The 26,251-nt window shown below is 72.7% G+C and carries 29 protein-coding genes; 12 read left to right on the top strand and 17 right to left on the bottom strand.

The window, feature by feature from the left end; all coding sequences use genetic code 11:
* Positions 1 to 302 precede the first annotated feature (302 nt).
* The 3 genes from ABD841_RS26415 to ABD841_RS26425 form a co-directional block, all read right to left on the bottom strand.
* Positions 303 to 1,187 carry a RecB family exonuclease gene (locus ABD841_RS26415; protein WP_344977349.1) on the bottom strand — a complete coding sequence of 295 codons (885 nt, stop codon included), beginning with the start codon at positions 1,185 to 1,187 and terminating at the stop codon, positions 303 to 305.
* A gap of 6 nt (positions 1,188 to 1,193) precedes the next feature.
* Positions 1,194 to 1,916, bottom strand: a complete 723-nt coding sequence (locus ABD841_RS26420; protein WP_344977352.1) for an MBL fold metallo-hydrolase — start codon at positions 1,914 to 1,916, stop codon at positions 1,194 to 1,196.
* Positions 1,917 to 1,985: 69 nt separating this feature from the next.
* Positions 1,986 to 2,654, bottom strand: coding sequence for a DUF6758 family protein (locus ABD841_RS26425; RefSeq protein WP_344977355.1), 669 nt, complete (start codon positions 2,652 to 2,654; stop codon positions 1,986 to 1,988).
* A 50-nt stretch (positions 2,655 to 2,704) separates the two neighbouring features.
* On the opposite strand from ABD841_RS26425, the gene ABD841_RS26430 reads away from it, so the two are divergent.
* Positions 2,705 to 3,103 carry an NUDIX hydrolase gene (locus tag ABD841_RS26430; RefSeq protein WP_344977358.1) on the top strand — a complete coding sequence of 133 codons (399 nt, stop codon included), beginning with the start codon at positions 2,705 to 2,707 and terminating at the stop codon, positions 3,101 to 3,103.
* Here the strand turns inward: ABD841_RS26430 and ABD841_RS26435 are convergent.
* On the bottom strand, positions 3,087 to 6,413 hold the full coding sequence (locus tag ABD841_RS26435; RefSeq protein WP_344977361.1) for a beta propeller repeat protein: 3,327 nt from the start codon (positions 6,411 to 6,413) through the stop codon (positions 3,087 to 3,089). The two genes, ABD841_RS26430 and ABD841_RS26435, sit on opposite strands and share 17 nt — an antisense overlap.
* Before the next feature lie 427 nt (positions 6,414 to 6,840).
* On the opposite strand from ABD841_RS26435, the gene ABD841_RS26440 reads away from it, so the two are divergent.
* Positions 6,841 to 7,512 carry a hypothetical protein gene (locus tag ABD841_RS26440; protein WP_344977364.1) on the top strand — a complete coding sequence of 224 codons (672 nt, stop codon included), beginning with the start codon at positions 6,841 to 6,843 and terminating at the stop codon, positions 7,510 to 7,512.
* Positions 7,512 to 8,072: a DUF6529 family protein gene (locus tag ABD841_RS26445; protein ID WP_344977367.1), complete on the top strand. Its 561-nt coding sequence runs from the start codon at positions 7,512 to 7,514 to the stop codon at positions 8,070 to 8,072. The genes ABD841_RS26440 and ABD841_RS26445 overlap by 1 nt, the downstream gene beginning before the upstream one ends.
* Here ABD841_RS26445 and ABD841_RS26450 read toward each other — a convergent pair.
* Complete coding sequence (locus ABD841_RS26450; protein WP_344977370.1) at positions 8,062 to 9,003, bottom strand: HpcH/HpaI aldolase/citrate lyase family protein; 942 nt, start codon at positions 9,001 to 9,003, stop codon at positions 8,062 to 8,064. The two genes, ABD841_RS26445 and ABD841_RS26450, sit on opposite strands and share 11 nt — an antisense overlap.
* Before the next feature lie 196 nt (positions 9,004 to 9,199).
* Between ABD841_RS26450 and ABD841_RS26455 the strand changes: the two genes are divergently transcribed.
* Together ABD841_RS26455 and ABD841_RS26460 are read left to right on the top strand one after the other, a co-directional pair.
* Complete coding sequence (locus ABD841_RS26455; RefSeq protein WP_344977373.1) at positions 9,200 to 9,775, top strand: biotin transporter BioY; 576 nt, start codon at positions 9,200 to 9,202, stop codon at positions 9,773 to 9,775.
* Between the two features lie 62 nt (positions 9,776 to 9,837).
* On the top strand, positions 9,838 to 10,203 hold the full coding sequence (locus ABD841_RS26460; protein ID WP_344977375.1) for a hypothetical protein: 366 nt from the start codon (positions 9,838 to 9,840) through the stop codon (positions 10,201 to 10,203).
* Here ABD841_RS26460 and ABD841_RS26465 read toward each other — a convergent pair.
* Complete coding sequence (locus ABD841_RS26465) at positions 10,178 to 11,122, bottom strand: EamA family transporter (RefSeq protein WP_344977378.1); 945 nt, start codon at positions 11,120 to 11,122, stop codon at positions 10,178 to 10,180. The genes ABD841_RS26460 and ABD841_RS26465 overlap by 26 nt on opposite strands.
* Positions 11,123 to 11,261: 139 nt before the next feature.
* Between ABD841_RS26465 and ABD841_RS26470 the strand changes: the two genes are divergently transcribed.
* Together ABD841_RS26470 and ABD841_RS26475 are read left to right on the top strand one after the other, a co-directional pair.
* Entirely contained in the window at positions 11,262 to 12,503 is a 1,242-nt protein-coding gene (locus ABD841_RS26470; protein ID WP_344977381.1) for a magnesium transporter MgtE N-terminal domain-containing protein, read from the top strand.
* On the top strand, positions 12,496 to 12,990 hold the full coding sequence (locus ABD841_RS26475; protein WP_344977384.1) for a DUF1003 domain-containing protein: 495 nt from the start codon (positions 12,496 to 12,498) through the stop codon (positions 12,988 to 12,990). Before ABD841_RS26470 ends, ABD841_RS26475 begins: the two co-directional genes overlap by 8 nt.
* Before the next feature lie 9 nt (positions 12,991 to 12,999).
* Here the strand turns inward: ABD841_RS26475 and ABD841_RS26480 are convergent, their stop codons facing one another.
* Positions 13,000 to 13,467, bottom strand: coding sequence for a MarR family winged helix-turn-helix transcriptional regulator (locus tag ABD841_RS26480; protein WP_344977387.1), 468 nt, complete (start codon positions 13,465 to 13,467; stop codon positions 13,000 to 13,002).
* A gap of 260 nt (positions 13,468 to 13,727) precedes the next feature.
* Between ABD841_RS26480 and ABD841_RS26485 the strand changes: the two genes are divergently transcribed.
* A complete protein-coding gene (locus ABD841_RS26485; RefSeq protein ID WP_344977390.1) occupies positions 13,728 to 14,870 on the top strand; it encodes an Mrp/NBP35 family ATP-binding protein in 1,143 nt (380 codons plus the stop codon).
* Between the two features lie 91 nt (positions 14,871 to 14,961).
* Here the strand turns inward: ABD841_RS26485 and ABD841_RS26490 are convergent, their stop codons facing one another.
* The 5 genes from ABD841_RS26490 to sigE all read right to left on the bottom strand — a co-directional run bounded on the left by ABD841_RS26490 (position 14,962) and on the right by sigE (position 19,347).
* The gene (locus tag ABD841_RS26490; RefSeq protein ID WP_344977393.1) at positions 14,962 to 15,318 is read right to left on the bottom strand and encodes a sec-independent translocase; all 357 of its coding nucleotides are present in this window, start codon (positions 15,316 to 15,318) and stop codon (positions 14,962 to 14,964) included.
* 123 nt (positions 15,319 to 15,441) lie between these two features.
* The gene (locus ABD841_RS26495; RefSeq protein ID WP_344977395.1) at positions 15,442 to 17,061 is read right to left on the bottom strand and encodes a S1C family serine protease; all 1,620 of its coding nucleotides are present in this window, start codon (positions 17,059 to 17,061) and stop codon (positions 15,442 to 15,444) included.
* 95 nt (positions 17,062 to 17,156) lie between these two features.
* Positions 17,157 to 18,191: a sigma-E factor regulatory protein RseB domain-containing protein gene (locus ABD841_RS26500; RefSeq protein ID WP_344977398.1), complete on the bottom strand. Its 1,035-nt coding sequence runs from the start codon at positions 18,189 to 18,191 to the stop codon at positions 17,157 to 17,159.
* The gene (locus tag ABD841_RS26505; protein WP_344977401.1) at positions 18,188 to 18,718 is read right to left on the bottom strand and encodes an anti-sigma factor family protein; all 531 of its coding nucleotides are present in this window, start codon (positions 18,716 to 18,718) and stop codon (positions 18,188 to 18,190) included. Before ABD841_RS26505 ends, ABD841_RS26500 begins: the two co-directional genes overlap by 4 nt.
* Positions 18,715 to 19,347: an RNA polymerase sigma factor SigE gene (gene sigE, locus ABD841_RS26510; protein ID WP_344977404.1), complete on the bottom strand. Its 633-nt coding sequence runs from the start codon at positions 19,345 to 19,347 to the stop codon at positions 18,715 to 18,717. The genes ABD841_RS26505 and sigE overlap by 4 nt, the downstream gene beginning before the upstream one ends.
* Positions 19,348 to 19,518: 171 nt before the next feature.
* Here sigE and ABD841_RS26515 point away from each other — a divergent pair, with 171 nt between their 5' ends.
* Positions 19,519 to 20,169: an O-methyltransferase gene (locus tag ABD841_RS26515; RefSeq protein ID WP_344977407.1), complete on the top strand. Its 651-nt coding sequence runs from the start codon at positions 19,519 to 19,521 to the stop codon at positions 20,167 to 20,169.
* Positions 20,170 to 20,416: 247 nt separating this feature from the next.
* On the opposite strand, the gene ABD841_RS26520 is transcribed toward ABD841_RS26515, so the two are convergent.
* Both ABD841_RS26520 and ABD841_RS26525 read right to left on the bottom strand, forming a co-directional pair.
* Positions 20,417 to 21,916, bottom strand: coding sequence for a leucyl aminopeptidase (locus tag ABD841_RS26520; protein ID WP_344977410.1), 1,500 nt, complete (start codon positions 21,914 to 21,916; stop codon positions 20,417 to 20,419).
* A gap of 194 nt (positions 21,917 to 22,110) precedes the next feature.
* Complete coding sequence (locus ABD841_RS26525) at positions 22,111 to 22,278, bottom strand: DUF3117 domain-containing protein (RefSeq protein ID WP_084195322.1); 168 nt, start codon at positions 22,276 to 22,278, stop codon at positions 22,111 to 22,113.
* A gap of 190 nt (positions 22,279 to 22,468) precedes the next feature.
* On the opposite strand from ABD841_RS26525, the gene ABD841_RS26530 reads away from it, so the two are divergent.
* Together ABD841_RS26530 and ABD841_RS26535 are read left to right on the top strand one after the other, a co-directional pair.
* Positions 22,469 to 22,978 (top strand): PaaX family transcriptional regulator C-terminal domain-containing protein, encoded by a 510-nt coding sequence (locus tag ABD841_RS26530; protein ID WP_344977413.1) that lies wholly within the window; start codon positions 22,469 to 22,471, stop codon positions 22,976 to 22,978.
* A 69-nt stretch (positions 22,979 to 23,047) separates the two neighbouring features.
* Complete coding sequence (locus ABD841_RS26535; RefSeq protein ID WP_344977416.1) at positions 23,048 to 23,830, top strand: enoyl-CoA hydratase-related protein; 783 nt, start codon at positions 23,048 to 23,050, stop codon at positions 23,828 to 23,830.
* 82 nt (positions 23,831 to 23,912) lie between these two features.
* Here ABD841_RS26535 and ABD841_RS26540 read toward each other — a convergent pair whose 3' ends face one another.
* Together ABD841_RS26540 and ABD841_RS26545 are read right to left on the bottom strand one after the other, a co-directional pair.
* On the bottom strand, positions 23,913 to 24,485 hold the full coding sequence (locus ABD841_RS26540; protein WP_344977418.1) for a DNA-3-methyladenine glycosylase I: 573 nt from the start codon (positions 24,483 to 24,485) through the stop codon (positions 23,913 to 23,915).
* Positions 24,486 to 24,505: 20 nt separating this feature from the next.
* Positions 24,506 to 25,294, bottom strand: coding sequence for an ICP22 family protein (locus ABD841_RS26545; protein WP_344977421.1), 789 nt, complete (start codon positions 25,292 to 25,294; stop codon positions 24,506 to 24,508).
* A 41-nt stretch (positions 25,295 to 25,335) separates the two neighbouring features.
* Between ABD841_RS26545 and ABD841_RS26550 the strand changes: the two genes are divergently transcribed.
* Positions 25,336 to 25,686: a hypothetical protein gene (locus tag ABD841_RS26550; RefSeq protein WP_344977424.1), complete on the top strand. Its 351-nt coding sequence runs from the start codon at positions 25,336 to 25,338 to the stop codon at positions 25,684 to 25,686.
* On the opposite strand, the gene ABD841_RS26555 is transcribed toward ABD841_RS26550, so the two are convergent.
* Positions 25,663 to 26,250, bottom strand: a complete 588-nt coding sequence (locus ABD841_RS26555) for an LOG family protein (RefSeq protein WP_344977427.1) — start codon at positions 26,248 to 26,250, stop codon at positions 25,663 to 25,665. The two genes, ABD841_RS26550 and ABD841_RS26555, sit on opposite strands and share 24 nt — an antisense overlap.
* Between the last annotated feature and the right edge of the window lies 1 nt (position 26,251).

Here is a 26,251-nt window from a genome sequence, read left to right on the forward strand (position 1 = left end):
CGCCGGTGACTGGACTGAGGAGCGAAGGAGCGAAGCGGATGAGCGACGAGGGAAGTCACCGGGTCAGAGCACCCGAGCCGCGACGCGCCAGCGTCGCCAGCCAACACGCGGATGAGCGACGAGGGAAGTCACCGGGTCAGAGCACCCGAGCCGCGACGCGCCAGCGTCGCCAGCCAACACGCGGATGAGCGACGAGGGAAGGAGCCGGATCAGAGCACCCGAGCCGCGACGCGCAGCGTCGCCATAAACACAGCCATAAACACAGCCATAAACACAGCCATAAACACAGCGTCGCCATCAACTCAATCGGCGAGGCCGTCCCAGGGCTGGCGGCCGCCGGAGGCGGCCTGGCCTTCGGGGCAGTGGCGGCGGAAGTCGCACCAGGAGCAGAGCGGGCCGGTCCGGGGCGGGAAGAGCGCGTCGATCTCCTCGGGGATCCGGGGCGGGCTCCGGTCGGCGCCTTTGGGCCGGGCGGTCGTGGCCGACCACTCCTTGTAGCGGTCGTCGGCCTCCGAGGCCTCGATCGCGATCTCCTCGGCGTGGGACAGGTGACGGGCCAGGGATTCGTCGGTGTGCACCCACTCCACGATCGAACCGGTCGGCAGGTGGTGAAGTTCCACCCGGTGGCAGGGGCGGCGCATGACCCGGGAGGAGGCGATGGCGTAGACCGCCAGCGCGAGCGAGGAGCGGGCGTCGTCGGTGCCGAGGGGACGACGGCCGGTCTTGTAGTCGACGACGACCAGTTCCTCTCCGCGCCGGTCGAGGCGGTCGATGCGGCCGGAGAGGGCCAGCACGGAGGTGCGCGTGGCCACCGTGCGTTCCACGCCGACCGGCTCGGCGGCGGGGTCGAGGGTCGCCGCGTATCCGGTGACCATGTCGCGGGCCCGGTCACGCCAGGTGGCCGACTGTTCCGCGTCGCGGAACCCCTCGTTGATCCATCCCCTGGTGAGCAGGGTGCCGGCGACCGCCGGTGTGCGCCGCTCGTACGGCTCGCGCCACCAGGCGGCAAGGGCGTTGTGCACACTGATGCCCACGCTGTTGTGCGCCCAGGGCGGCCCCTTGGGCGGCGCGGGGCGGTCCAGGTAGGCGAACCGGTAGCGCCTCGGGCACTCGAGCCAGGTGTTCAGCCGCGACGGCGTGCACGCGTACAGCCGCCGCGGCATGCCCTCCAGGGGAAGCTGGTCCATGGAAGGTTACTGGTCGTGGGCGTTCAGCCGGATCCCCGCGGCGCGGGTGCCGTCGGTCAGCGGGGACTCCGCCCCGGGCTCCTGGTCGTCCGAACCGCGGGTCAGCGAGCCGGAGAGCCAGGCGTCGAATTGGGGCTCCAGGGCGCCGATGGTCGTCTCCTCACCGTGCGCGGGCAGCACCCGGGTGCTGTGCGCCAGGGTGAACAGGCGCCCGCCGATGGCGGTCAGCTGGTCGGCCAGGGCGGGATACTCGCCGCCGATCTTCCCGGGGCCGTCGGCCTGCAGGGTCTTGCCCGTGAAGACCGCGTCCAGGGACTCGCAGTACAGCGAGACGCCGCCGTGGGAGACACCGGGGGTGGACATGACCTCCAGTTCGACGTCGGCGACGGCGAAGACGCCCTCGTCCTCCATGTCGATGTCGGGCCAGGTGTCGGGCCAGGTCAGCCGCCACAGTGGCCGGTCCTTCGGGTGCAGGGCGACCACGGCCTCGTCCCTGGCGGCGACCTCGATGGCCGCGCCCACGTGGTCGGGCAGGCCGTGGGTGCAGATAACCGCCAGCACCTCGCGCTCGCCGACCTTCTCCATGATCCTTTCCGCGTCACGCGCGGGGTCGATGACGATGACCTCCTCATCGTCACCCAGGATCCAGGTGTTGTTCTCGACCTTGTGTTCGACGCCGTCGACATCGACGACGCCCTCGGTCACCACTCGCTCGATACGCGCTGTCACGTTTCCGAACTTTACTGCCTCACCCCGCCGGACGGTCCGAACGAGGAGACCGCGGCCCGGGCCCGCCGGTCATGACTCCGGAACGCCCAGTCGCGGGCAGAACGCCCCGAAGGGAAGGTCGAGGGCCTGGTCGTGGTCGCGTAGGTCGCGCAGGGACAGCTCGGACAGCGTGATCATGTAGCCCGCCTCGCCGGGCCAGACGACCGCCCAGAGCCAGTTGCCGAGCGCCTCCCCCGCGTAGACCGCCCGGTCCGGCGCGGCCTTCCTGACGTTCCAGAGCGCCACCGGGTGACCCCGGACTGTGATCTTGGCGTGTGGCGGGCCGTCGTCGAACCCGGTGCCCGGGTCGGTGCCATCCAGGCCGGCGAACGCCGCGCCCAGCCCCACCCCCGGCTCCTCGGCGATGATCAGCAGATCGGCGGGCCCGTGGACCAGCGACGGGCCGGAGAGCGCGACCACGGTGGCCCGTACGCCGCTGCGCTCGTCCCCCACATGGGAGAACCCGGTGACCAGCCAGCCCGCGGGCAACGGCCACGGGAGCCAGACCGGGACGCGGGCGGCCGTGGCGAGCGCCTCCACGACCGCGGCCGAAGGGTGCCTGGGAGGCTGCAGGGGCAGCACGTCACCGTGCGGACCGCATCTCCAGGCGCTTGACCAGACACTCGGCGGGCGCAACGGACCGAAGCACCGTGGACAAGTAGGCTCGGCTTTCACGACTACCCACGCTGCTTCGTCCACGCCCCATCCGTCAAGAGTGTTTCTCGTTATCGCCCCGTAATCTTGTCCATGTGCGCGTAAATTGTGTCGGAGCCGTCATCTTCGACGGCTCCGGGCGGATGCTCCTCGTTCGCCGCGGCCGACCCCCCGGCGAGGGGCTGTGGTCCGTTCCCGGCGGCCGGGTCGAGCCCGGGGAGTCCGACGCGGAGGCGGTCGTCCGCGAGGTCCTGGAGGAGACCGGCCTGACGGTCGTGCCGGGCCGCCTGGTCGGCACCGTCGACCGCCCGGGCCCCGGCGGGGTCGTCTACGAGATCCGCGACTACCTGGCCGAGGTCGCGGGCGGCACGCTCGCCGCCGGAGACGACGCCGCCGACGCCCGCTGGGTCGCCCCCGCCGAGCTCGTACGGCTCCCGCTCACCCCGGGGCTGCTGGACGCGCTCACCGAGTGGGCGGTCATCGGGACGAGGTGAGCGTGGAGCGCCACAGCGTGAGGTGGTCGGCGCTGTAGGTGGTGGAGCGGCCCAGGGCCACGACCTGGGTGCCGGAGACCGCCACCGCGCCGAGCCACTGGGCGCCGTCGCCCTCCAGGGCGTCCTGGCCGGGCGCGTGCCGCTGCCAGGTCAGGCCGTCCTCGGAGGTCCACGCCACGCTGTCCCCCTCGCCGGGGGCGCCGTGCCAGCCGACCGCCACGACACCCTCCGGCACCGCGGCCAGGTCCTGGACGGCGGAGGCCTCGTCGGCGGGGAACCAGGAGAACTCCCAGGTGGCGCCGTTGTCGGCGGAGATCGCGCCGAAGGCCCGCCGGCCCTCCTCGGTCACCGCGGTACCCGCCGCGACGATGTGCCCGCCGTACAGGACGACGTGCCGCAGCCCGGCCGAGGTCGCGCCCGGGGGCAGGACCGGCTTCCGGCCGGTCCAGTTGACCCCGTCGGCCGACACCCACACCACGCCGGTCTCCCGCTCCGCCGGGAGCGTGCCGCCGACGGCCACGTATCCGGACGAGGTCGCCGAGACGTCGTGCAGCCGCACCCCCGTGCCGCCCGCGGGGAGCTTGGCGGCCCTGGAGAAGCGCTTGAGGTCGGCGGAGAACCACAGGACGGGCACGGTCGCGGCCGGTCCCCGGTCCTCACCCGCCATGATGTAGCCGGACGGTCCCGCCGCCACCGCGTGGGGCGCGAGGAAGTCGTGGTCGTCGGCCGGGGCGAGGGGACCGGTGACGGGAACCCCGCGCCAGCTCGCGCCGTCCGCCGAGGTCACGACCAGCGGAACGGTGGAGGAGGCGTCGGTCATCGTGCTGCCGGCCGCCAGCCAGCCCCGCTTGCCGTACGCGACGTCGGCGAGGGCCTGGCGCCTCGGGCCGCCGAGGATCTGCGCCTGGCCCGCGGCCGTCCAGCTCTCGCCGTTCCCGCTGGTCCAGATCCCGGCGTCACCGGACGCGGCGCCCACGGCGACGAATCGACCGCCACCCGCGGCCACCCTGGCGGTCTCCCGCGCGGCCCGGGCGAGTCCTTCGATCCCGGCGAGGGAGACGGGTCTGGCTTGGCCGCCCTTGGGCGCGGTGATGAGCACCACCCGGTTGTCCACGTCGGCGGCGCGCTCGTCGCCGCCGACGACGAGCGTGCCGTTGTCGGAGAGGGCCAGTGCCCGCAGTGAGCCCGGCACCTGGCCCAGGTCGGTGCTCTTCTTCCAGTCGCGGCCGTCGTCGCTGGTGTAGACGGTGTAGCGCTCGAAGCCGGACTCGACGACCGCGGCGACACCGGCCGAGGAGGAGGCCAGGCGCTTGACGCCCGAGCCGTCGGAGGCCAGGCCGGTGATGGCGCCGCAGGCCGCCCAGTCGGCGCCGTCGCGCGAGCAGTAGACGCGGACCTCTCCCTTGTCGCTGCGCTGCTGGGTCGGGACCAGCACGAAGCCGCCGGAGGCCACGGCCAGCGCGCCCGGCTCCGGGGCGACGTCCGCGAGGGAGGTCCCGGCCCGTTCCCAGGTCCTGCCGCCGTCCTCCGAGCGCAGGATGACCGAGGCCGACTGCCCCGTGGCGGGATCGGCCAGCGCGACGACCGCGTCCTCCCTGGCGACGACGGCCTTCATGCCCCGGACCTTGTCGGGCATGCCGATCTCCCGGGTTTGCACGCGCTTCCAGTCGAGCCCGTTGTGCGAGACCCAGGCGACGGCGCCCGTGGTGCCGTCCGGCAGCACGGTCGTGCCGACCGCGACGAAGCCCGAGGAGGTGCGGGCCAGGTCCATGATCTTGTCCCCGGCGGTGAACGCCTCCAGGCCGGCCGGGTCGACCGCGGTCCAGCTCTGGCCGTCGGAGCTGGTCCACAGCCCGTGCCCGGCGCCGAGGGGGTCGTTGCCCGCGGCCAGCCAGCGGTCGTCGCCGCCCGCCACCCGGCCGACCGTGGTCGGTCCCGTCTCGTAGCCCGCCGGGCCGTTCACCTTGCCCAGCTGCCAGGTGGCGCCGCCGTCCAGGGAGACCAGGAACAGCGGCCTGGGGACGGGGCTGGTGGTGTCGCTGCCGACCGCGACCATGGTGGAGCCGACCGAGGTCACGGCGTTGAGCACCTGGTTGGAGCCGTTGCCGCCGACGCCGTTCGGGGGCGCGAAGTTCTCGTCCCCGGAGTGCACCTCGTCGCCGACCAGGCGCAGACCGGTGGCGAAGGGGCTGCTCACCCAGCCCCACAGCACCAGGCCGCCGCCGACGGCGACGGTGAGAACCAGGACCATCAGGAACGGGATCATCAGTCCTCGCCCGCGCCTGCGCCTGGTCGGGCTGGACCGGCGCACGGCCGAGGGCGCGGGGGCCGTGCGGTGATGCCGCCCGCCGTTCGGGCTCCGCCTGCCGGGCGTGTCCTGCGCGACCAGCAGGTCGGGTCTGGCGGGCCGTCCGCCCGGCGGGCGCCCCACCCGGCGGACGGGCTCGAAGTCGTCGTCGGCCGGGGTCGCGGGCGCCCCGGGTGGTTCTGCGGGCAGCGCCTCGGGTGTCGCCGGGATGCTCGGCTCCACCCTGATCTGCTCATCGGACACCGGGGGTCCGGGCGGCGGGGCCTCGGGGCGGGGTTCGCGGGGCGGGCCCGAGGCCACCAGGAGGTCGGGGCGGGCGGCCCTCCCGCGTCCCCCGCCGTGCCCGTGCGCGGGCTCGGGCCCGGCGGAGTCATCGGGGGTGGACGGGGTGGAAGGCGCGGTCCGCTCCGGCACCGTGCCCTCCTCGGGCATCCGCGACCCGCTCTCCGCGGGCGTACGGTGCCGGCGGGGCGGGCCGGAGGCGACCAGGCGGTCCGGCCGGTCCGCCAGTCTCGGCCGCGCCTCCCGGCCGGACGTCTCGGGCCCGGGGCTCCCGGACCGGTCGCCGGGCTCGTCCGGCCGCCCGGCGGCGGAGTGGCGCCCGGGCGCCGCGGGGCGCTCGGCGGAGCCGGGACGGGAGCCCCCGGAGAACCGGTCGCCGGAGGGCGGATGATCATCACCGGGAGCGGGGTCGGCGGGGCGGGGCGTGGGGGCGTACGGCTGCGCGTAGGGGCGGCGGCGCTCGCCGCCGAGGCCCTCGGGGCGGGCACGGGGCGGCTCGTCGTCGTCCGGGGTGGGCGCGGCGAACGGGGGGAGCGTCCAGGGCGAGGCCAGGGGAAGCCCCCGGGTCCTGTCGTCGGAGGGACCGGGCGGGAAGTGCTGGATCGTCGGCGGGGAGGTGTGGGACTCCGGTGACCTGCTTTCGTGTGTCGCGTCATCGTGCAGACCGCCGTCGTCCGGCAGCCGGTCTTGCGAGCGCGGGTCGTGGGGGCCCGAGGCCACGCTCAGCACCTCCTCGCAGGAAGCCCGTCCGAGCCCGGGATCACCGTCCCGGACCGTTCCAGTTGTCTGCGTACCGTTGGGCCGCAACCCCTACGGATGCGGCAAATCGCACGCGACCCTACTCTTACCCCGTTCGCCGGAAACGATCACCTCCCGCGGTCCGGGCATCCGGGGCTCGGCCGCACACAGTCCAGAGCAACACGTCCGGGGCGCGATGGCGAGACCTCTCTAGTCAGATTTATCGGCGGAGCGCCGGAATTATCACTGTTCGTCCCTGTAAACCCGAGATCACTGGATCGGTACCCAGAAGGGGGCCAGCCTCCCGGTAAAATTAACTACGCGCCCTCCTGTGCGGATTAGTTCACAGACTCCCTGATCGGCGCGGTGTACACCTGACCGCAGGAAACCACCACCCAGGGAGCAGACCATGAAAGGGCTGGGGCCCGTCTCCACACTGGTGGCCGGAGCGGCGATCACCGCCGTGCTCGGCGTGCTCAGTGTCACAACATCACCGCCCACGCAGACCGTGAACGCCCGGTACCCCCAGGGCTCCCCGGAGAGCCCGGCGGCCCGGGCCACCTCGGAGGCCACGCCGGCCCCGCAGGCGTCCAGGACCGCCAGGCCCACCCCCGCCAAGGCCGACTACGCCGGGCGGGTCACGGGAAACGGCGGCCTGATCGCCATCTCCGTCCGCGACGGCAAAGCCGTCGGCTACTTCTGCGACGGCAGGACCGAGGCCTGGCTCAAGGGCAGGGCGGCCGACGGCAAGGTCACGCTGTCCGGCCACGGGAACGCCTCGATCGTCGCCCGGCTCGCCGGTGGCAAGGCCACCGGGAGCCTGGAACTCGGCAAGAAGGAGTGGGACTTCACGGCGCCCACCGTCAAGAAGCCCTCCGGCCTCTACCGGGCGACCGCGGTCGTCCGCGGCGCGCGGGTCCGCGCCGGATGGATCTACCTCGACGACGGCACCCGGGTCGGCCTGACCCTCGTGGGCGACCGGGTCGCCGACGTGGCGATCCCCGAGCCGGGCGCGAACGCCGTCGTCGACGGCGTGGAGATCGACCCCCAGGACGTCGACGAATTCATCGGAGGGTTCTGATGAGCGACACGCAGGCCGCGCCGATCCCGCAGCGGCAGAACCTCGCACCTCTGCTCGTCCCGCTCGCCGTGGGCGCGCTGATCGCGGTCGGACTGGGCGTCTACGGGCGCGTCCACACGCCCACCGGGTACGCGGTCGGACCGGCCGGCTTCTCCGGGCCGCTGGCCATGAAGACCTGGCTCACCACCGGCGCGTTCGCGCTGGCGCTGGTGCAGGTGTTCTCGGCCCTCGTCATGTGGGGCCGGATCAAGCTGGACGCCCCGTGGATCGCCACCCTGCACCGCTGGTCGGGCCGGGCGGCGTTCCTGCTGACGGTCCCCGTCGCGTTCCACTGCCTGTACGCGCTGGGTGCCCAGTTCGACGTGCCGCGGGTGATGGTCCACTCGCTGCTGGGCTGCTTCTTCTACGGCGTGTTCGTCGCCAAGATGCTGGCCCTGCCCAAGCGGGGGCTGCCCGGCTGGGCCCTCCCGGTCCTCGGCGGGCTCACCTTCACCGTCCTGACCGGCCTCTGGCTGACCTCCGCGCTCTGGTTCTTCACCACGATCGGGATCACGCTGTAGGCGGGGTGAAGGCGGTGGTCCGCGCCAGGCCGGCGGCCCTGCCCTTGGCGGCCACCACCAGCGCCATCTTCCGGGACGCCTCGTCGATCATCTCGTCGCCGAGCATGACCGCGCCGCGCCTCTCGACCGTCGTGTAGTACTCGTACGCGTCGAGAATCAGCTCGGCGTGGTCGTAGTCGTCCTGCGACGGGGAGAAGACCTCGTTGGCGGCCTCGATCTGGGTGGGGTGGAGCACCCACTTGCCGTCGAACCCGAGCGCCGCGGCCCGGTTCGCGACCCGGCGGAAGCCGTCGAGGTCCTTGATCGCCAGGTACGGGCCGTCGACGGCCTGCAGGCCGTGCGTGCGGGCGGCCATCAGGATGCGCATCAGGATGTAGTGGTAGGCGTCGCCCTCGGTGTAGCCGGGCGGCTGCTCCCCGACCACCAGGGTCCGCATGTTGATCGAGGCCATGAAGTCGGCCGGGCCGAAGACCAGCGTCTCCAGCCGCGCGGACGCCCCGCCGATGGCGTCGACGTTCACCAGCCCCCTGGCGCTCTCGATCTGGGCCTCGATGCCGATCCCGCCGACCGGCAGGCCGTTGGCCCGCTCGATCTGGGTGAGCAGCGTGTCGAGCCACATCACCTGGGTGGCGTCCTCCACCTTGGGCAGCATCAGGCAGTCGACGAACTCCCCGGCGCCCTCCACGACCTCGATGACGTCGCGGTAGGTCCACTGGGTGCCGAGGTCGTTGACCCGCACCACCCTCGTCTTGCCCGACCAGTCGCCTTCGCGCAGGGCGGCCACGATGTTCTTGCGCGCGCCCTCCTTGGCGAGGGGCGCGACGGAGTCTTCCAGGTCGAGGAAGACCTCGTCGGCGGGGAGCCCCTGGGCCTTCTCCAGGAAGCGGGGGTTGCTGCCGGGCACCGCGAGGCACGAACGTCGGGAGCGCATGGGCACACGGTAGCGGCACGCGCCCGGCGGCCGACAGCCCGGGCGGCCTTGAGCGGCCCTGTGGCACGCCGTGCGCTTGCGGCCGCTATGGCCCCCATACAAAGACCCCGCCCTGTTCTTGGCGGCGATCTCGTAGGACCCTAACCGGAGATGTCAGAAGAATAGACATCATCAACGGCTAAGGGAGACGTACCCAATGGCAAACGCTTCTTCGGTGGCCCGGCCCGCCGTACTGTCCGACCTCATCCCCGCATCCCGTGTCCGCGACATCGCCCTCGTGGTCGGCGGCGCCGCCCTGACGGGCCTGGCCGCGCAGCTCAGCTTCCCGCTGCCCGGCTCACCGGTCCCGGTCAGCGGCCAGACGTTCGCGGTCGTCCTGGTCGGCGCGGCGCTGGGCATGAACCGCGCGGTGCTGAGCATGGCGCTCTACATGCTGGCCGGCGTGGCGGGCGTGCCGTGGTTCGCCGAGGGGACCTCCGGCTTCGGCGGCGCCTCCTTCGGTTACGTGATCGGTTTCATCGCCGCGGCGGCCGTCGTCGGCAAGCTCGCCGAGCGCGGCGGCGACCGCACCGTGCTGCGCACGGTCGGCACGATGGTCCTGGGCAACCTGGTCATCTACGCCTTCGGCCTGCCCGTTCTGATCGCGGTCGCCCAGGTGGATCTGGCCACGGGGCTCGCCCTGGGCGTGCTGCCCTTCCTGCTCGGCGACGCCCTCAAGATCGCCGTCGCGGCCGGACTGCTCCCGGCGGCCTGGAAGCTCTCCGGGCGCTGACGCCCCGGGATGTACGGCCTGTGCCTTCCCTGCCGGGGAGGCACAGGCCGTACATTCATGTCATGGGCGTGATCGAAGAGGGTGCGAAGAAGTCGAGCGTCCTGTGGCTGTCGCTCGACCGGCCGCGGCTGGCCTGGCACACCTGGTACGACGGCGCGATCTACGTGGTCACCGGGGGCGGCGAGCAGTCGCTGCCGGGGCTGACCGAGGCGGACCGGGTCGGGGTGACGCTGCGGAGCAAGGACAACGGCGGGCGCCTGGTCTCCTTCGACGCATCCGTCGAGGTGGTGGACCAGGCGGAGGCCGCAGAGGCGGTGGCCGCGCTGGCCAGGGAGCGGCTCAACGCCGTCGACGGGGCCGGGCTGACCGAGCGGTGGGCCGCCCGGTCGCAGGTGGTGCGGCTCATCCCGCGCGAGCCGGCTCCCTGACCTCCGGCACGGCCGCGGGCAGCTCGGCCGTGGCGCGCTGGGCGAGGTAGGCGCCGGTCAGCACGATGACGCCGCCGGCGATCTGGAAGGGGCCGAGGGCCTCGCCCAGCAGGATCCAGGCGACCACGGCCCCGGCGATGACCTCCAGCGAGGCGACCGTCGAACCGACGGCGGCCGACAGGCGGCGGATCGCGGTGACGCCGAGGATGTAGGCGACGACCGTGGCGACGACGACCATCCAGACCAGGGCGCCCGCCACCGGCAGGGTGTGGCCGCCCTGCGGGGTCGCGGTGCCGGCGAGCGCCTCCCAGGGGATGTTCCACGGCCGGGAGAGGGGGGCGAGCGCCACGGCGGCGCCCAGCAGGCCCCAGGCGATGAGGCCGAGCGGGTCGACGTCGTCGCCGAAGCCGTCGCTGAGCAGGAAGTATCCGGCGCAGCAGGCCGCCGCGCCGAAGGCGAGCAGGAGCCCGATCGGGTCGAGGGCGAGCCCCGACCAGACCTCCACCACGATGCCGAGCCCGACCACGGCGACGACGGCCCCGGTGAAGGCCGCGCGTGGCAGCCGTACCCGGCGGACGAACCGGACCCAGAGCACCACCAGCACCGGGGAGGTGAACTCGATCAGCAGGGTCACGCCGACCGGAAGCCTGGTGATCGCCGCGAAGAAAAGCGCCTGCACGCCGGCGACCGCGACCACGGCGTAGGCCAGGAAGAACAGCAGCCGGGAGCGCGGGATGCGCAGCGCCGCGGGCCTGGCGACGGCGAGGACGGCGACGAGCAGCGCCCCGGCACCCGCCATCCGCGCCCAGACCGACTCCAGCGAGGTCAGCCCGGCCGCACCCAGGTACTTGGCCATGGGCCCCGAGAAGGCGAAACACCAGGACGACGCGAACGCGATCAGCAGTCCGGCACGTCTCATGAGCAACCGTCCATGTAATTACCGTTTAACACATTTGATACTGTCATGTCCCCCTGCGTGGCGGCAAGCAGCGTCCGGCATGTGAACCGCGGAGCGTGGCTTGAAGCAAGGAGGCCGAGATGCGACCTACGCTGCAAATGTGAGGATCTTCATCGCCCGCCTCGCCGGGACCCCGGTCTTCGACCCGGCCGGGGACCAGATCGGCCGGGTGCGCGACGTCGTGGTGGCCATCGCCGGCACGGCGCCACCGCGCGTTCACGGGCTGGTCGTCGAGGTGCAGCCCCGGCGGCGGGTCTTCATGCCCATTACCCGCGTACGGGCCATCGAAGCCGGATCCGTCGTGTTCAGCGGCCAGATCAACATGCGCCGCTTCGAGCAGCGGGCGAGCGAGAGCCTGGTCATCGCCGAGATGCTCGACCTCCGCGTGGAGGTCGGCGGCGAGCGGGTGACGGTCCTGGACCTGGCCATGGAGGAGACCAGGGGCGCGGAGTGGCTGATCACCAAGGTGGCGGTGGTCGGGAGCCCGCCCGGCATGGGACTGCGCCGGCGCGGCACGACCAGGATCGTCGACTGGGCGGAGATCCGCGGCTTCGGCGCCGTCCAGCGGGACCAGGGCGCGGCCAACCTGTTGGTCGCCTTCGAGTCGATGCGCGCCGCCGACCTGGCCGGCGCCCTGCACGAGCTGCCCGACAAACGCCGGATAGAGGTGGCGGCGGCCCTCGACGACGAGCGGCTCGCCGACGTGCTGGAGGAGCTGCCCGAGCGCGACCAGATCGGCATCCTGAGCCGGCTGGCCCCGGAGCGGGCCGCGGACGTGCTGGAGGAGATGAACCCCGACGACGCGGCCGACCTGCTCCAGGATCTCCCGGTCGAACAGGCCGAGGCGCTGATGGCGCTGATGGAGCCCGCGGAGGCCGCGCCGATCAGACGGCTGTTGATCTACCCGGAGAACACCGCGGGAGGCATCATGACGAGCGAGCCCGTGGTGCTCCCGCCCAACTCCACGGTCGCCGAGGCGCTGGCCCACATCCGCCAGGGCGATCTCACCCCGGCGGTGGCGGCGCAGGTCTACGTGGCCCGCCCGCCCGTCGAGACGCCCACCGGCCGTTTCCTCGGCCTGGCCCACTTCCAGCGCCTGCTGCGCGAACCGCCGTCGACGCTGCTCGGCAGCGTCCTGGACACCTCGCTCGACCCGATCAGGCCGGAGTTCACCCTCAACCAGGTGACCTCCTACCTGGCCACGTACAACCTGGTGGCGGCGCCGGTGGTGGACGAGGCGGGCCGCCTGGTCGGCGCCGTCACCGTGGACGACGTGCTCGACCACATGCTCCCGGAGGACTGGCGTGAGCTCGACCACTCCCCGGAGGGCGGACATGGCTGAGCGGCTCGACCAGCCGAGGCAGCCGGGCCTGCGCCTGCGCCCACACTACGACCCCGAGGCCTTCGGGCGGCTCTCGGAGCGGATCGCCCGCTTCCTCGGCACCGCCAGGTTCCTGGTCTACATGACCGTGTTCGTCGGCGTCTGGGTGGTGTGGAACGCCTTCGCTCCGGAGCCCTGGCGCTTCGACCCCTACCCGTTCATCTTCCTGACCCTGATGCTCTCGCTCCAGGCGTCGTACGCCGCGCCGCTGATCCTGCTGGCCCAGAACCGGCAGGCGGACCGGGACCGGGTCCAGAGCGAACTCGACCGCGCGGCGGCCGAGCGCGCCCAGGCCGACCTCGAGTACCTGGCCCGGGAGATGGCCGCGCTGCGCATGGCGGTCGGCGAGGTGGCCACCCGTGACTACATCCACTCGGAGCTGCAACGGCTGCAGGAGGACCTGCAGGAGCCGGGCACCCCCGCGGGCCAGGCGGGAAACGACCGGTGAGCGGTGACCTCAGCAGGGGTCGGGGAACAGCTTGTTGAGCATCGCCGCGCACTGGCGCAGCTCGCCGGCGTCGAGCACGTCCAGGAACTGGGCGCGGATGCCGCGCAGGTAGGTGGGGGTGGCCTCGGCCAGCCGCCCGGCCCCGGCCTCGGTGAGGACCGCGAACAGGCCGCGCGCGTCGCTGGCGCAGGCCTCCCGCTCGACCAGGCCGTCACGTTGGAGGCGGTCGATGAGCCGGGTCAGTCCGCTGCGCGAGAGCAGCACCCGGTCGGCCAGGTCGTTCATCCTCAGCCGCCGGTCGGGCGCCTCGGACAGGTGCAGCAGGACGTCGTAGGAGGCGAGGGCCAGGTCGTGCCGGAGGAGCAGGTCGGCCTCCAGGGCCCGGGTGATGCGAACCTGGGCGCGCTGGAGCATGCGCCAGAGCGCCAGTTGCTCCGAGCTGATGCTCTCTCTTGACTCGCCCGCCGTGAGGGTCACGGAGTAACCTTAGAACGTTGCACGCGCATCTACACAGTGAATTGTCCGGATCCAGTTACCCCCGGATCCGGAATTCCTGTCCGAACTCCTGGGTTCGTACCATGGACTCATGACGTCGTCCGTTCCCTCACGGGATCGGCCCCTGGCCAGCCACACAGGCGTCGCGGCGGGCCCCGCCGGCGGAACGCTTGCTCGATAACAGACAAGGAGGGACGGCATCCTCCGTCGCCTCAAGGTGGCGGTCCATTGCCGACACTTCGATGGCACCTACCCCGGAACTGGTGATGGCCGCCCTCGCGACCGTCAACGACCCTGAGATCCGTCGGCCCATCACCGAGCTCGACATGGTCAAGAGCGTCGACATCTCCCCCGCGGGGGCGGTGCGCGTCACCGTGTTCCTCACGGTGTCGGGCTGCCCCATGCGAGACACCATCACCCGCGACGTGACCGGTGCGGTCTCCAAGGTCGAGGGAGTGACCGGCGTCTCGGTGGAGATGGACGTCATGAGCACCGAGCAGCGCAAGGCGCTCCAGACCAAGCTGCGCGGCGACCGGGGACCGGAGAAGGAGATCCCCTTCGCCCGGCCCGGCTCGCTGACCCGCGTCTTCGCGGTCGCCTCGGGCAAGGGCGGTGTCGGCAAGTCCTCCGTCACCGTCAACCTGGCCGCCGCGATGGCCGCCAACGGCCTCAAGGTCGGCGTCGTCGACGCCGACATCTACGGCCACAGCGTCCCCCGCATGCTCGGCGTCTCCGAGCGCCCCACCAAGGTCGAAGACATGATCATGCCGCCGGTGGCGCATGACATCAAGGTCATCTCGGTGGGCATGTTCAAGCCGGAGGGCAACACCCCGGTCGTGTGGCGCGGTCCGATGCTCGACCGGGCCCTGCACCAGTTCCTCGCGGACGTCTACTGGGGCGACCTCGACGTGCTGCTGATGGACCTGCCCCCGGGCACCGGCGACATCGCGATCTCGGTGGCGCAGCGGATGCCCTCGGCGGAGATCCTCGTGGTGACCACCCCGCAGCAGGCCGCCGCCGAGGTCGCCGAGCGCGCCGGGTCGATCGCCGTCCAGACCCACCAGCAGATCGCCGGCGTCATCGAGAACATGTCGTGGCTGCCCTGCCCGCACTGCGACGAACGGATCTCCGTCTTCGGCGAGGGCGGCGGTCAGGCCGTGGCCGACGCGCTCACCCGCGCCCTGGGCGCCCGGGTGCCGCTCCTGGGTCAGGTGCCGATCGACATGCGCCTGCGCGAGGGCGGCGACGAGGGCAAACCCCTGGTCCTCACCGACCCCGACGCCCCGGCGGCGGCCGAGCTCGGCCGCATCGCCGCCACCCTCGGCAAGAAGTCGGGCAGCCTCAAGGGCGTGCAGCTCGGCATCTCCCCCACCCGCCGCGGCTAGCGGATCTTCCGGAAAACGATTCGGGCCCCGTCTCCGGGGCCCTTCTCCGTCGCCGTTCGTCGGCCGCCGCCGGGTCCCCCGGCGGCGCGGGTCAGGTCGCCTCGGAGTCGTACGGGGGGATCTCCCCGTAGCCCAGCTCGTCGACCACGGCGGTCTGAGCGGCGGGAACCGGGGTGGCCGTGGCCGGGGTGCGGTTCCAGTCGTCTTCGAGCTCCGCCGTCAGGTGCTTGCGGACGAAGTTCTTCGGGTTGAGGTCGGCCGGGTCGAAGTCGGCGAACTCCGGGCCCAGACCGGATCGCAGGTCCTCCCTGGCGTTGTTCGCCATCCGGCGCAGGTTGCGCAGGGTCCGGCCCGCCTGGGAGGCGGCCTGGGGCAGTTTCTCCGGGCCGAAGACGAGAAGGGCGATGACCACCAGCGCCACGATCTCAGGCCAGCCGAGTCCGAACACGGTGATCTATCTCCTACGGGACGATGCCGGGGGCACCTCTCCGGACATGCACCGGAGAGGTTCCAGACTAATGCCCCCAAGCGTAAGCATGCGCCTGGCCTGCCGTCATCACCCCGGTACGTCTCAGGAGGGCCGCGGCGAGGGCAGGGGCTCGTCGGGCGCCGTGCCGACGGTGACCGTGACGGTCCGCTCCTGACCGCCCCGCTGGTACTTGACCTGGATCTTCTCGCCGGGAGCCTTGTTGCGGACCAGCGCGATCAGCTCGTTGCCGTCCTGGAGCACGAGGCCGTTGACCTCCAGGATGATGTCACCGGGCTTCAGACCGGCCTGGGCGGCGGGGCCCTTCGGGTCGACCGGCTCGGCCCCCTGGACGGCCTCGGCCGCGATGCGGACGCCGGTGCCCTGGTAGGCCTGGTCGATGGTGACGCCGATCCGCGACTTCCTGGCCTTGCCGGTGGTGATCAGCTCCTCGGCGACGCGGCGGGCGTGGTTCACCGGGATGGCGAAGCCCAGGCCGATGTTGCCGCTCTGGCCGTTGAGCGACCGGCCGAGCGTGGCGATCGCCGAGTTGACGCCGATGACCTCGCCGTTGCCGTTGACCAGCGGGCCGCCGGAGTTGCCGGGGTTGATGGCCGCGTCGGTCTGGATGGCGCTGAGCCAGGTCGTGTCGTTGCTGTTCTCCTCGCCCGCCTGCACGGGACGGTTGAGCGAGCTGACGATGCCGGTGGTGACGGTGCCGGTCAGGCCGAGCGGGGAGCCGATGGCGATGACCGGGTCGCCCACCACGACGTTGTCGGAGTTGCCGAGGGAGATCTCGGGGGAACCGAAGGTCTCCTCGGGCTTGACCACGGCCAGGTCGGACTCGGGATCACGCCCGATGATCTTCGCGGAGGTGGACTTGCGGTTGTTGAACTGGATCTGGATCTGGCCGTTCGGGTCGGCCGCGGCGACCACGTGGTTGTTCGTCACCACATAGCCGCCCTTGATCAGGAAGCCGGAGCCGCTGCTGGAGCTCGAACCGCCCTCGACAGCCAGGGAGACCACGCTGGGCAGCACCTTCGAGGCCACCCCCGCCACCGACTCGGGGGGCCGGGCGTTGGAGCCGCTCGGCGCCGCGCCCAGGTCGTACGAGGGGTCGGTGCCGGAGCCCGCGGGGCGGGTCAGCAGGTAGGTGCCGACGCTGCCCAGCGTCGAGGCCAGGATCGCGATCACGACGGCCAGGACGACGAACGTGGTGGTGCGCGGCCCGCTCCGGGCGGGAGGCGCGACAGGCCCGCCGAAGCCTCCCGGTGGCCCCACGGGGCCCACGGGACCGGCGCCGGGGGGCGGCGCCCAGCCGGGCCCCATGCCGACCGCCTGGACCGGCGGCGGGGGCTGGGGGCCGAACGGGGAGGCGAAGGTCGCGGTGTCGCGGTGGGGCCTGCCGGAGGGGTCGCCCCAGCCGGGGTCGGCGGTCCCCTGCTCCCGGCCGCCGGCCGCGTCGCGGTCGTCGGGATCGCCGTGGTGGAACAGCTCGTCCTGGGCAGGCTCCGCGGGCCGGCTCCACGGGCTGTGCTCCGGCGTGCCGGCCGGTCGGCTCCAGGCGTCGTCGTGGGGCCTGTCGCCCCCGACGGGCATCGCCTCGCCGGCGGGCAGGAACTCCGGGCGCGAGAACTCGGGCGCACCGCGCCCGTCGTCGGCGAAGTCCGACGGCGTACGCCCCTCAGCATCGCGCGCCTCGCGGGTACGTGCCTCGTCGGTCATCGAATCGTCACTACTCCTTGCCTCGCACGAGGCCGCTCACCGGTTCAACCCGGCAATCTTCCCCCGAGCGGCATACGAGATGTGTAAAGCGCCTGTCATCCGAAAGGGTTGAACCAGGAGAGCAGGCGGTGCGCCCCACGGCCGAGTCGTGTCCAGAGATCGGGCACGGGCTCGTGCGGCAGCGCCGCGACGGCCGCGTCGGCCACGTCGGCCGGTGCGTCCGCGAAGACGGTGTAGACATGACCTCCACTCGCCCAGATCGTCTCCTGCCCAGCTGGATCCCGAGTCCAGATCGTATGCCCGTTACGCCGCTCCGCATGCCACCCGCGGAGACGTTCCTCATCAAGCGCACCATGCTGGATGAAAACCGACACTACCGATAAACCATCGGAATAACCCAAATATAAGTATCCAGGAAGGGCCTTGTGAGCGGCGAACAGCTCCAGGCGACCCGGGAGCATCCGGGGGAAACTCCAGCCTTCGGCGGCCAGACCGGAGACCTCCACCAGGGCGGCACCGCCGGCGGCCCGCACGGGGACGGCCACGTCCCCGGCCACCGGATCAACGGTCAGCTCGGCGAAGCCGGAGTCCTGGACGACCCTCCCCCGGCCGTCCAGGAACTCGCGCCGGAGCACCGGCCCCCCCGCCTCGTCCACCCAGTAGCGGGCCGCGACGGTGCCGTCGGGGCGCAGGACCTCCGCCAGGCGGGCGGGACGGCCGCAGGCCTGGCCCCGGCCCGCCGCCACGACCCGGTAGTTGCGCGCCAGGACCTCCAGCATGGCGCCGGACGGCGCGAGCATGCCGCCGGCGGGGGCACCCGGGTCGGCGCCCTGGACGGGGCCCGACGGCTCGGTGCGCACGGTCAGCCCCCGCCCGGGAAGGTTGCGCACCTCGGCCGTCGACGTGACCGGGCCGGTGCGGCCCTGGACGGTGACGTACCGGATGCCGGAGTATCCCCGGCTGCGGGCCGCGACCGCGGCCTCACGCAGGAGGTACAGGCCGGTGTCCTCGCTCTCGGCCTCGTCCGGCGGGGCGGCGTGGGCCGGCCGGGCGGTGTGCGCGGGCCCGCCCGCCACCAGTCCCAGCAGCATGACGGCCGCGAGGATGACGGTGGCGGGCAGCCTGGTCACGGGGTCGGCGAGAGGGTCGGCGTGGCCGACCCGCCGAAGGGCACGGTGTTCCTGTGCTGGTTGGCGAACATGTCGACGGGCGGCACGCGCGGGCCGGGATCGGCGCCGCCGCCTACGACGAACAGCGTGCCGATCGCCACGGCCGCGGACGCGACGCCCACCGCGACGTAGCCCGCCCGCCGGGCGCGGCGGGGCCCTCCGGCACGGCCCCGGGGCCGGTTGTCAGGGGGTGCGACGCTGTGCATGCTGGGAATGGGCGCGCCGCCGAAGGTGCGCGAGGCCGGAAAAGGGCGCTCACGCGGGGGCAACGGGCCGCCGGGTTCCGCCATCCGCAGCAGGGACATGGTGAGGTCGGTCGGCATGACCGGCCCGTCGAGCGACCTCAGGCGGCTCTTCAGCGCCCGCATGGCCTCGACCTCGGCCCGGCAGTCGGCGCAGAACGCCAGATGCGACAGGGCCCGGTCGCGCTCGTGGTGGTTCAGCTCACCGTCGACCAGCGCGGAAACACGCTCTCCAAGATGACTCATGCGAATTCCTCCCCGTGGGTGACGCTCGGGGGGAATTGATCGCTACGCGGCGCGCGGTGCTCCAGCGCGTCCCGCAACTGTGCCCGCCCGCGATGGATTCGGCTGCGGACGGTGCCGAGCTTCACGCCCAGCGTCGCCGCGATCTCCTCGTAGGAGAGCCCCTCGATGTCACAGAGAACGACGGCCGCGCGGAACTCGGGCGCGAGCGCGTCGAGTGCCGCCTGGATGTCGGGCTCCAGATGAGTGTCGTCGTACGCCTGGGCGGGGGAGGGCTCGCGCCCGCGCAGCCGCTCGGCCGCGTCGTCGGCGAGCCCCTCGAACCTGATGCGCTGCTTGCGCCGCGCCATGTCGAGGAACAGGTTCGTGGTGATGCGGTGCAGCCAGCCTTCGAAAGTGCCCGGCGTGTAGTTCGACAACGACCGGAAGACCCGGACGAAGACCTCCTGGGTGAGGTCCTCCGCGTCGTGGACGTTGCCGGTCAGCCGATAGGCCAGCCGGTAGACCCTCGCCGAGTGTGTCCGCACCACCTCCTCCCACGTGGGAGGTGTCCAATCGGACACGGGAGCATCGGCCTGGTGGTCGTGTTCGTCCACCAGCACTCCTCTCTCCGGGACCACCGCTATCGCCATAGTGCCTGGTTTCGTCCCTTCGTGCGCACTCACTACTCTGAGGACCGGCAAAGGCCGCTTAAACCGTGCAACGCACCGGGCATCACATGAGTTCCCGATCGGGCCTGCCTCCCTTAGGCTGCGACCCAGCGTCTATATGACTGTGTACGGAGAAAGCGGGAGGAGAGGCCGATGGCAGAGACGCCGACAAGTCCGTTGGAGGCCGCTCTGGCCTATGCCGAGGAGTTCCACGCGGAGGACGACATCCTGCGCGCGGCGCGGCTGCGCGGCGCGGAGGTGGGTGCGCCTCCGATCCTCCCCGGCGGCGGCGCCGCTCTCTGCTTCCTGGCCACCGCCGTCAACGCCCGCGCCGTCGTGGAAATCGGCACCGGCTGCGGGGTGTCCGGCCTGTGGCTGCTGCGGGGCATGCGCCAGGACGGCACGCTCACCAGCGTGGACGTGGAGCCCGAGCACCAGCGCCTGGCCCGGCAGAGCTTCGCCCAGGCGGGCTTCTCCGGCGGCCGGGTCCGCCTGATCACCGGCCGCGCCCTGGACGTGCTGCCCCGCCTCTCCGACGGCGGCTACGACCTCGTCTTCTGCGACGGCGCCGTGCGCGAGTACCCCGACTACCTGGCCGAGTCCGTCCGCCTGCTGCGCGTGGGCGGCGTGGTGGTCTTCACCAACGCGCTGTGGGGCAACCGGGTGACCGATCCGGCCCGGCGCGACCCGGAGACCGTCACCGTGCGGGAACTGGGCAAGCTGGTCCGCTCCGACGACCGGCTCCGCCCGCTGATGATGCCCCTCGGCGACGGCATCCTCGCCGCCGTCAAGCTCTCCGGCTGACCCGGGCCCGCCGGACACGCCCGGCGGGCGGGCGAGGACCGGTGGCCCCGGCCGGATGCCCGCGCCACCGGGCCGGGCGCTCACGCCTCCGGCACGGACCCGGGCGGACGACACCCGGGCCACCACCTCGCGCCGCCTTGCCGGCGCGGACTCGGGCGGAGGCCCGGGTGGACGACACCCAGACCGCCGCCTCGCCGGCGCGGACCCGGGCGGAGGCCCGGAACTCCGGTGCACGGCGGTCACCCCGTCAGCGGCGCGACAGCCACTCCAGGAGCAGGCGGACGCCGTATCCGGTGGCGCCCTTGCTGAGAACGCCCTCGTCGGCACCGCTCCGGCCGACACCCGCGATGTCCAGGTGCGCCCAGGGCCGCTTGCCGGTGAACTCGCGCAGGAAGAGCGCCGCGGTGATGGAACCGGCGCCGTAGGCGGAACCGGCCTCGATGTTGGACAGGTCGGCCACGGACGACTCCAGCGCGGGCACGTAGTCGTCGATCAACGGCATCCGCCAGAGCTGCTCGCCGCTGCCCTCCCCCGCCTCGATCAGCTCGGCGGCCAGCGCGTCGTCCGAGGCGAAGACCGCGCCGAGGCCCTTGCCCAGGGCGATGCTGATCGCTCCGGTCAGGGTGGCGACGTCGACCATCACGTCCGGGTCGAGCTCGGCGTCTGCGTAGGCCAGCGCGTCGGCCAGCACCAGGCGGCCCTCGGCGTCGGTGTTGAGCACCTCCACGGTGCGCCCGCCGTACTGCGTGATGACGTCGGAGGGGCGCTGGGCCGCGCCGGAGAAGGCGTTCTCCGCGGCGGCCACGAGGCCGGTGACGCGCACCCGGACGCCGAGCGAGGCCAGCGCGCCCAGGACCGCGATGACGACCGCGCCGCCGGCCATGTCGGTCTTCATGAACTTCATGTTGTCGGTCGGCTTGAGCGACAGGCCGCCGGTGTCGTACGTGATGCCCTTGCCGACCAGCACGACGTGGCCGGTGGCGCCCTCCGGCTCGTAGGACAACCGGATCAGCCGGGGCGGGGTGACCGACCCCTGCCCGACGGCGAGGATGCCGCCGAACCGGCCGGACTTCAGCGCCTCCTCGTCCCACACCCGCGCGCTGATCTTCCACCCGTCCCCCTCCCCGACGGTGTGTTCCAGGGCGCGCTCGGCGAGCCAGGCGGGCGACTTGACCGACGAGGGGGTGTTGGTCAGGTCCCGGGCCAACGCGACGGCCTCGGCGACCACCCGGCCCCTGGCGACCTCGTCCGCTGCCTCCTCGCCGACGAACTCCAGCCGCACCGGCTCGGACGTCGTCTCACTCATCCGGAAGGTGTACGTGGCCAGCAGCGCGCCCTCCGTGAACGCGGCCACCGGCCCCTCGGGCAGCACGATCCGGAGGGCCTCCTTGCCCTTGCCCCGCCGGGCCACCGCGGCACCGGCCTTGCGCAGCGCCGAGGCCGTACCGTCGCCGACCCCGTACAGGAGCACCCGGCCGACCCCGTCGCCGTTGGCGACGGGGACCTCGACGATCTCGCCCGCCTCTCCCTTGGCCTCGTAGTGGGCGAGCAGCGCGGCCGGGGGCAGCGGCAGCTCGATCTCGGGCTCGCGGTCCGGGGAGAAGGGGACGGCGAGCAGTTCGGCGGCGCCGGGCGCGACGGGCTCGGCGCCCTGCGACGTGACAGGGGCGGCGGCGCCGGACGGCCCCGCGGACAACCCCTGCCCGTAGGGCACCCGAGGCAGCAGCACGTGGGGAGAGATGGGCATGCGGGTCAACTCCAGTCGTCAGGCCCGAGGACATCGGGAAAACACCGCGGCCCTGGCGCGAGCCGCCGCGGGGCGGTCCGACGGCCAGGGCCGTGTTCGTCGTCGGTCGCGGTCGTGCGGGCCTCCGCAGGTGTCATGCTCCCCGAGCAAGCTCAAATATGACCCGCCCCCACCGCCGCCGTGTCAAGCCGAGATCAGCCGACGATCTTCTTCAATTCCTCGCCGAGGGCGCTCGCCTCATCAGCAGAGAGCTCGACGACAAGGCGGCCGCCACCCTCCAGAGGAACCCGCATGACGATTCCCCTACCTTCCTTGACGACCTCCAGCGGACCATCACCGGTCCTCGGCTTCATAGCCGCCATGCGTGTATCCCTTCCTGCTTCGGGGCTCCGGATCTCCGATTGACCCGAGGGTGGCCGACGCATTCACGTCTTCTGTGATGTCCTATTATCCCGCCTCCGCACCGAGAATGGGAACGATCAGTCTCAGCGTCGGCTCATCCGGCAATCAAGACCGTTGTCCGAGGCCCCGCAGACGACCAAACTTGTCTTCGTGAACGCCCGCGCCGCGCTCTTCGACCTGTACGGGGACCATCTCCGGTCCCGGGGCGGGCGCGCGTCCGTGGCCGCCCTCGTCCGTCTGCTCGCGCCGCTCGGCATCGCCGCTCCCGCCGTGCGGACGGCCGTCTCCCGGACGGTGCGGCAGGGCCGGCTGGTCCCGGTCCGGTTGCCGCAGGGGCCCGGCCACGAGGTGACCCCCAGGTGCGTGCGCCGCCTCGACGAGGCCGCGCTGAGAATTTACCGAGCCGGGACGATCACCTGGAGCGGGCGGTGGCACGTCGTCGGCGCGCTGCCCGGCGACGCCGCCGACGACCGGGTGTTCGCCACCCGGAACATGCTGCTGCACGGCCGGCGCAACTTCCTCTTCCGCGACCCCGGGCTCCCCGCCGAGCTGCTGCCGCCCGGCCGGCCGGGGGAGAAGGCCAGGGCCTACTTCGAGCAGGAGGCCGGCAGGCTGCTCCCGGCCGCCGCCTTCGCCGACCGCCACCTCGCCGACCCGTGACCCCGCTCTCCTCACCACACCCCGGCCCGGCATCCGGCCGGGCCGCCACCCGAGCCGAAGGAGCCTGCATTGAACGAGGTGCGCTACTCCGTCGACGACGCCGTCGCCACGGTCGTCCTCGACCGGCCGGAGGCGATGAACGCGCTGCGGGCGACGACGAAGGTCGCCCTGCTGGAGGCGCTCACCTCGGCCGCACGGGACGACGCCGTACGGGCGGTTCTGCTGACGGGGGCGGGACGGGCGTTCTGCGCGGGCCAGGACCTGGCCGAGCACGCGGCGAACCTGGAGGCCGGGCGGGGGCTGAACGACACCGTGCGCGCCCACTACAACCCGATCGTCCGCACGATCACCGAGATGGACAAGCCGGTCGTCGCGGCGGTGAACGGCGTGGCCGCGGGCGCGGGCGCCGCCCTGTCCTTCGCCTGCGACCTGCGGATCGCCTCCGAGAAGGCCAGGTTCGCGATGGCTTTCTCCGGCGTCGCCCTGGCCCCCGACTCCGGCGCCTCCTGGACCCTGCAGCGCCTGGTCGGCCCGGCCCGCGCGGCCGAGCTGCTGCTGCTCGGGGAGCCCTTCGGCGCCGACCGCGCGCTGGAGCTCGGGATCGTCTCCCGGGTGGTCCCGGCCGAGGAACTGGACGCCGCGGCCCGCGCGCTGGCCGTACGGCTGGCGCAGGGCCCCACGAGCGCCTACGCGGCCGCCAAACGGGCCCTGCGCTTCGCGGCGAGCAGCTCCCTGGCCGACGCCCTCGCCCTGGAGGCCGACCTGCAGGACGCCTGCGTCAAGACCGACGACCACGTCGGCGCCACCCGGGCCTTCCTCGACAAGGAGCGGCCCGTCTTCCGTGGCCGCTGAGGAGCCGGCCCTCCCGGGCCGCCGAGGGCCGCTTCGGGAACCGCCGAGGGCCCTTCCGGGGGTCGTAGGGGACCTTCGCGGTCTACCGTGAGGGTTCGGTCGCGCGCGTCCAGCAGTCGGCCAGGTGGTCGTTGACCAGGCCGATGGCCTGCATCAGCGCGTAGGCGGTGGTCGGGCCGACGAAGCGGAAGCCCCGCGACTTCAGCTCCCTGGCGAGCGCCTTGGAGCCGGCGGTCTGGGCGGGCACGTCCGCCGGGGTCGCCGGGACCGGGGCGTCCGGATCGGCGTACCGCCAGACCAGATCGGACAGCTCGACGTCGAGCGCGGCGCGTGCGTTGGCGATCGCGGCTTCGATCTTGGCCCGGTTGCGGACGATGCCGGCGTCGGCCAGCAGGCGGTCGACGTCGTCCTGCCCGAACGCGGCCACGGCCGGTATGGAGAACCCGGCGAAAGCCGCCCGGAAGTTCTCCCGCTTGCGCAGGATGGTGATCCACGACAGGCCCGACTGGAACGCCTCCAGGGTGAGGCGCTCGAACACCCGGTCGTCGCCCGTGACCGGGCGGCCCCACTCCTCGTCGTGATAGGCGATGTAGTCGGCCGCCGAGGTGGCCCACCCGCAGCGGACGAGCTCGGCGGGCGACCCGTTCTCCGTCATCCGGACTGATTCCTCCCCCGTCACGGTTTCCGCACCCCTGCCCGTCCTCCCACGATGGTCGACGCTCCCGCCTCATCCGTGTCCCCCTTGCCTCCCGCCGGGGCCTCGGAGGAGGCCGCCGCGGACGTCTCTGACGTCTCTGACACGGTCTCGCCGGGTCCGCCCGTCCCGCCGGAAGGCTCCGGCGCCTCACCGGGCCCTCGGGGGTCGTCGGAGGGCCCGGCCGTCTCACCGGAGGGCTCCTCGGCGAGGCCGGGCCCCTCGGCCCCGGCGACCTCCCTGAGCTCGGCGGAGTCGTCCGGCGCCGCGGGCTCGTGCTCGGTGAGCGGGCCGCCCCGCGCGTCCCCGCGGACCTCCCGCGGCCCGGTGGGCTCGTCGGCCCCTCCGTCGGCGCCGGGCATCTCGCGACGGAGCTCGGAGGAGGGCCCGTCCTCCCCGGCGGGCTTCCACCGCTCGTGCTCGGCCCGGGAGGCGCCCGGCAGGTCGCCGTACGGCTCCTGGCGGGCCTGGAGCCTGCTCGCGAGCAACTCGGACACCCGCTGCTCCAGCACGGCGATCCTGGTGTCACGCTCGCTCAGCGCGCTCGCGACACGGTTCAGTGTCTCGTCCACGGTCTGGGTGTGGTAGCCGACGAGGCTCACCGGAAGCCGGAGCGTCATGAGGTCGACCGCGCCGAAGTGACCTGCCTGCGGCAGGTCCAGCGGGGGCACGTCGGGGACGGACTCCGCCATCTCGCCTCCCCGCCCCATGGCGACCGCGATGACACCGGCGATGACGGCTACGGCAGCGAGGGCGAGTACGACCAGCACATACGAATCGTGCCACAACTCCCCTGATCTAGGATCGAATCATGGTGGCTCTCGTAGTGCTCGGCCCAGGTGACCAGGGCGAGTCCGGCTGGGTGGAGGCCCACTCGATCGCGGAGGTCGAGGAACTGGCCCGCGCCGGGCACACCGTGGCCGTCACGCCCGCCGAGCTGGCCACCGCCGCCCTGTCCGCCCCCTCCGCGGCGGGGACGGGCGAGGTGGGGACTGCCGCGGACGACGAGGCCGCGGAGCTCACCGCCGCCTCGCTCTGCGCCTGGGCGGGCGCCCGGGTCTTCCGGACCGCCCGCCCCGAGCAGGTGCGGCTCGCGATCGAGATGGCCGACTCCCTGGCCGGCCGCCGGCCGCCCGCGCTAACCCGCCGCGGCCTCGCCTAGCTCCTCGGCGCTGGGCACCAGGTGCCTGGTCGTCTTCTCCAGCAGCTCGAACGCCTCCTCGACCGAGGAGGTCCAGGAGATGGCGTCGAAGACGTTGGGCCGGGTGAAGCCCGCCTCGTGCATGTTCTCGACCAGCTGCCGCAGCGGCCGGTAGAGACCCCACGGGTCGAGGATCACCAGCGGTTTGTCGTGCAGGCCCAGCGTCCGGGAGGTCCAGATCTCGAAGAGCTCCTCCAGGGTCCCGATACCGCCCGGCAGCACCAGGAACGCGTCGGAGCGGGCGTCCATGACACCCTTGCGCTCGCGCATGTCGGCGGTGATCACCAGCTCGTCGGCGTCCTCATCCGCGAGCTCGACGTCCACCAGCGCCTGCGGGATCACCCCCACGGTGCGTCCACCGGCGGTGCGGGCGGCACGGGCCACCGCCCCCATGCAGGAGACCTTCGCGCCACCGCTGACCAGGGTGTGCCCGCGCCTGGCAAGCTCGGCCCCGACCTCTTCGGCCAACGTCAGATACTTCTGATCGATTTTCTGACTGGATGCGAGGAACACACATATGAACACG

Source organism: Streptosporangium fragile, from assembly GCF_039534445.1.
Classification (GTDB): Bacteria; Actinomycetota; Actinomycetes; order Streptosporangiales; family Streptosporangiaceae; genus Streptosporangium; species Streptosporangium fragile.

Excerpts from the sequence above, each read along its gene's own strand:
- ABD841_RS26415 (WP_344977349.1), bottom strand. The coding sequence starts at position 1,187 with ATGGACCAGCTTCCCCTGGAGGGCATGCCGCGGCGGCTGTACGCGTGC.
- ABD841_RS26440 (WP_344977364.1), top strand. The coding sequence starts at position 6,841 with ATGAAAGGGCTGGGGCCCGTCTCCACACTGGTGGCCGGAGCGGCGATC.
- ABD841_RS26445 (WP_344977367.1), top strand. The coding sequence starts at position 7,512 with ATGAGCGACACGCAGGCCGCGCCGATCCCGCAGCGGCAGAACCTCGCA.
- ABD841_RS26450 (WP_344977370.1), bottom strand. The coding sequence starts at position 9,003 with ATGCGCTCCCGACGTTCGTGCCTCGCGGTGCCCGGCAGCAACCCCCGC.
- ABD841_RS26455 (WP_344977373.1), top strand. The coding sequence starts at position 9,200 with ATGGCAAACGCTTCTTCGGTGGCCCGGCCCGCCGTACTGTCCGACCTC.
- ABD841_RS26460 (WP_344977375.1), top strand. The coding sequence starts at position 9,838 with ATGGGCGTGATCGAAGAGGGTGCGAAGAAGTCGAGCGTCCTGTGGCTG.
- ABD841_RS26465 (WP_344977378.1), bottom strand. The coding sequence starts at position 11,122 with ATGAGACGTGCCGGACTGCTGATCGCGTTCGCGTCGTCCTGGTGTTTC.
- ABD841_RS26475 (WP_344977384.1), top strand. The coding sequence starts at position 12,496 with ATGGCTGAGCGGCTCGACCAGCCGAGGCAGCCGGGCCTGCGCCTGCGC.
- ABD841_RS26485 (WP_344977390.1), top strand. The coding sequence starts at position 13,728 with ATGGCACCTACCCCGGAACTGGTGATGGCCGCCCTCGCGACCGTCAAC.
- ABD841_RS26495 (WP_344977395.1), bottom strand. The coding sequence starts at position 17,061 with ATGACCGACGAGGCACGTACCCGCGAGGCGCGCGATGCTGAGGGGCGT.
- ABD841_RS26505 (WP_344977401.1), bottom strand. The coding sequence starts at position 18,718 with ATGAGTCATCTTGGAGAGCGTGTTTCCGCGCTGGTCGACGGTGAGCTG.
- sigE (WP_344977404.1), bottom strand. The coding sequence starts at position 19,347 with ATGGCGATAGCGGTGGTCCCGGAGAGAGGAGTGCTGGTGGACGAACAC.
- ABD841_RS26515 (WP_344977407.1), top strand. The coding sequence starts at position 19,519 with ATGGCAGAGACGCCGACAAGTCCGTTGGAGGCCGCTCTGGCCTATGCC.
- ABD841_RS26520 (WP_344977410.1), bottom strand. The coding sequence starts at position 21,916 with ATGCCCATCTCTCCCCACGTGCTGCTGCCTCGGGTGCCCTACGGGCAG.
- ABD841_RS26525 (WP_084195322.1), bottom strand. The coding sequence starts at position 22,278 with ATGGCGGCTATGAAGCCGAGGACCGGTGATGGTCCGCTGGAGGTCGTC.
- ABD841_RS26540 (WP_344977418.1), bottom strand. The coding sequence starts at position 24,485 with ATGACGGAGAACGGGTCGCCCGCCGAGCTCGTCCGCTGCGGGTGGGCC.
- ABD841_RS26550 (WP_344977424.1), top strand. The coding sequence starts at position 25,336 with ATGGTGGCTCTCGTAGTGCTCGGCCCAGGTGACCAGGGCGAGTCCGGC.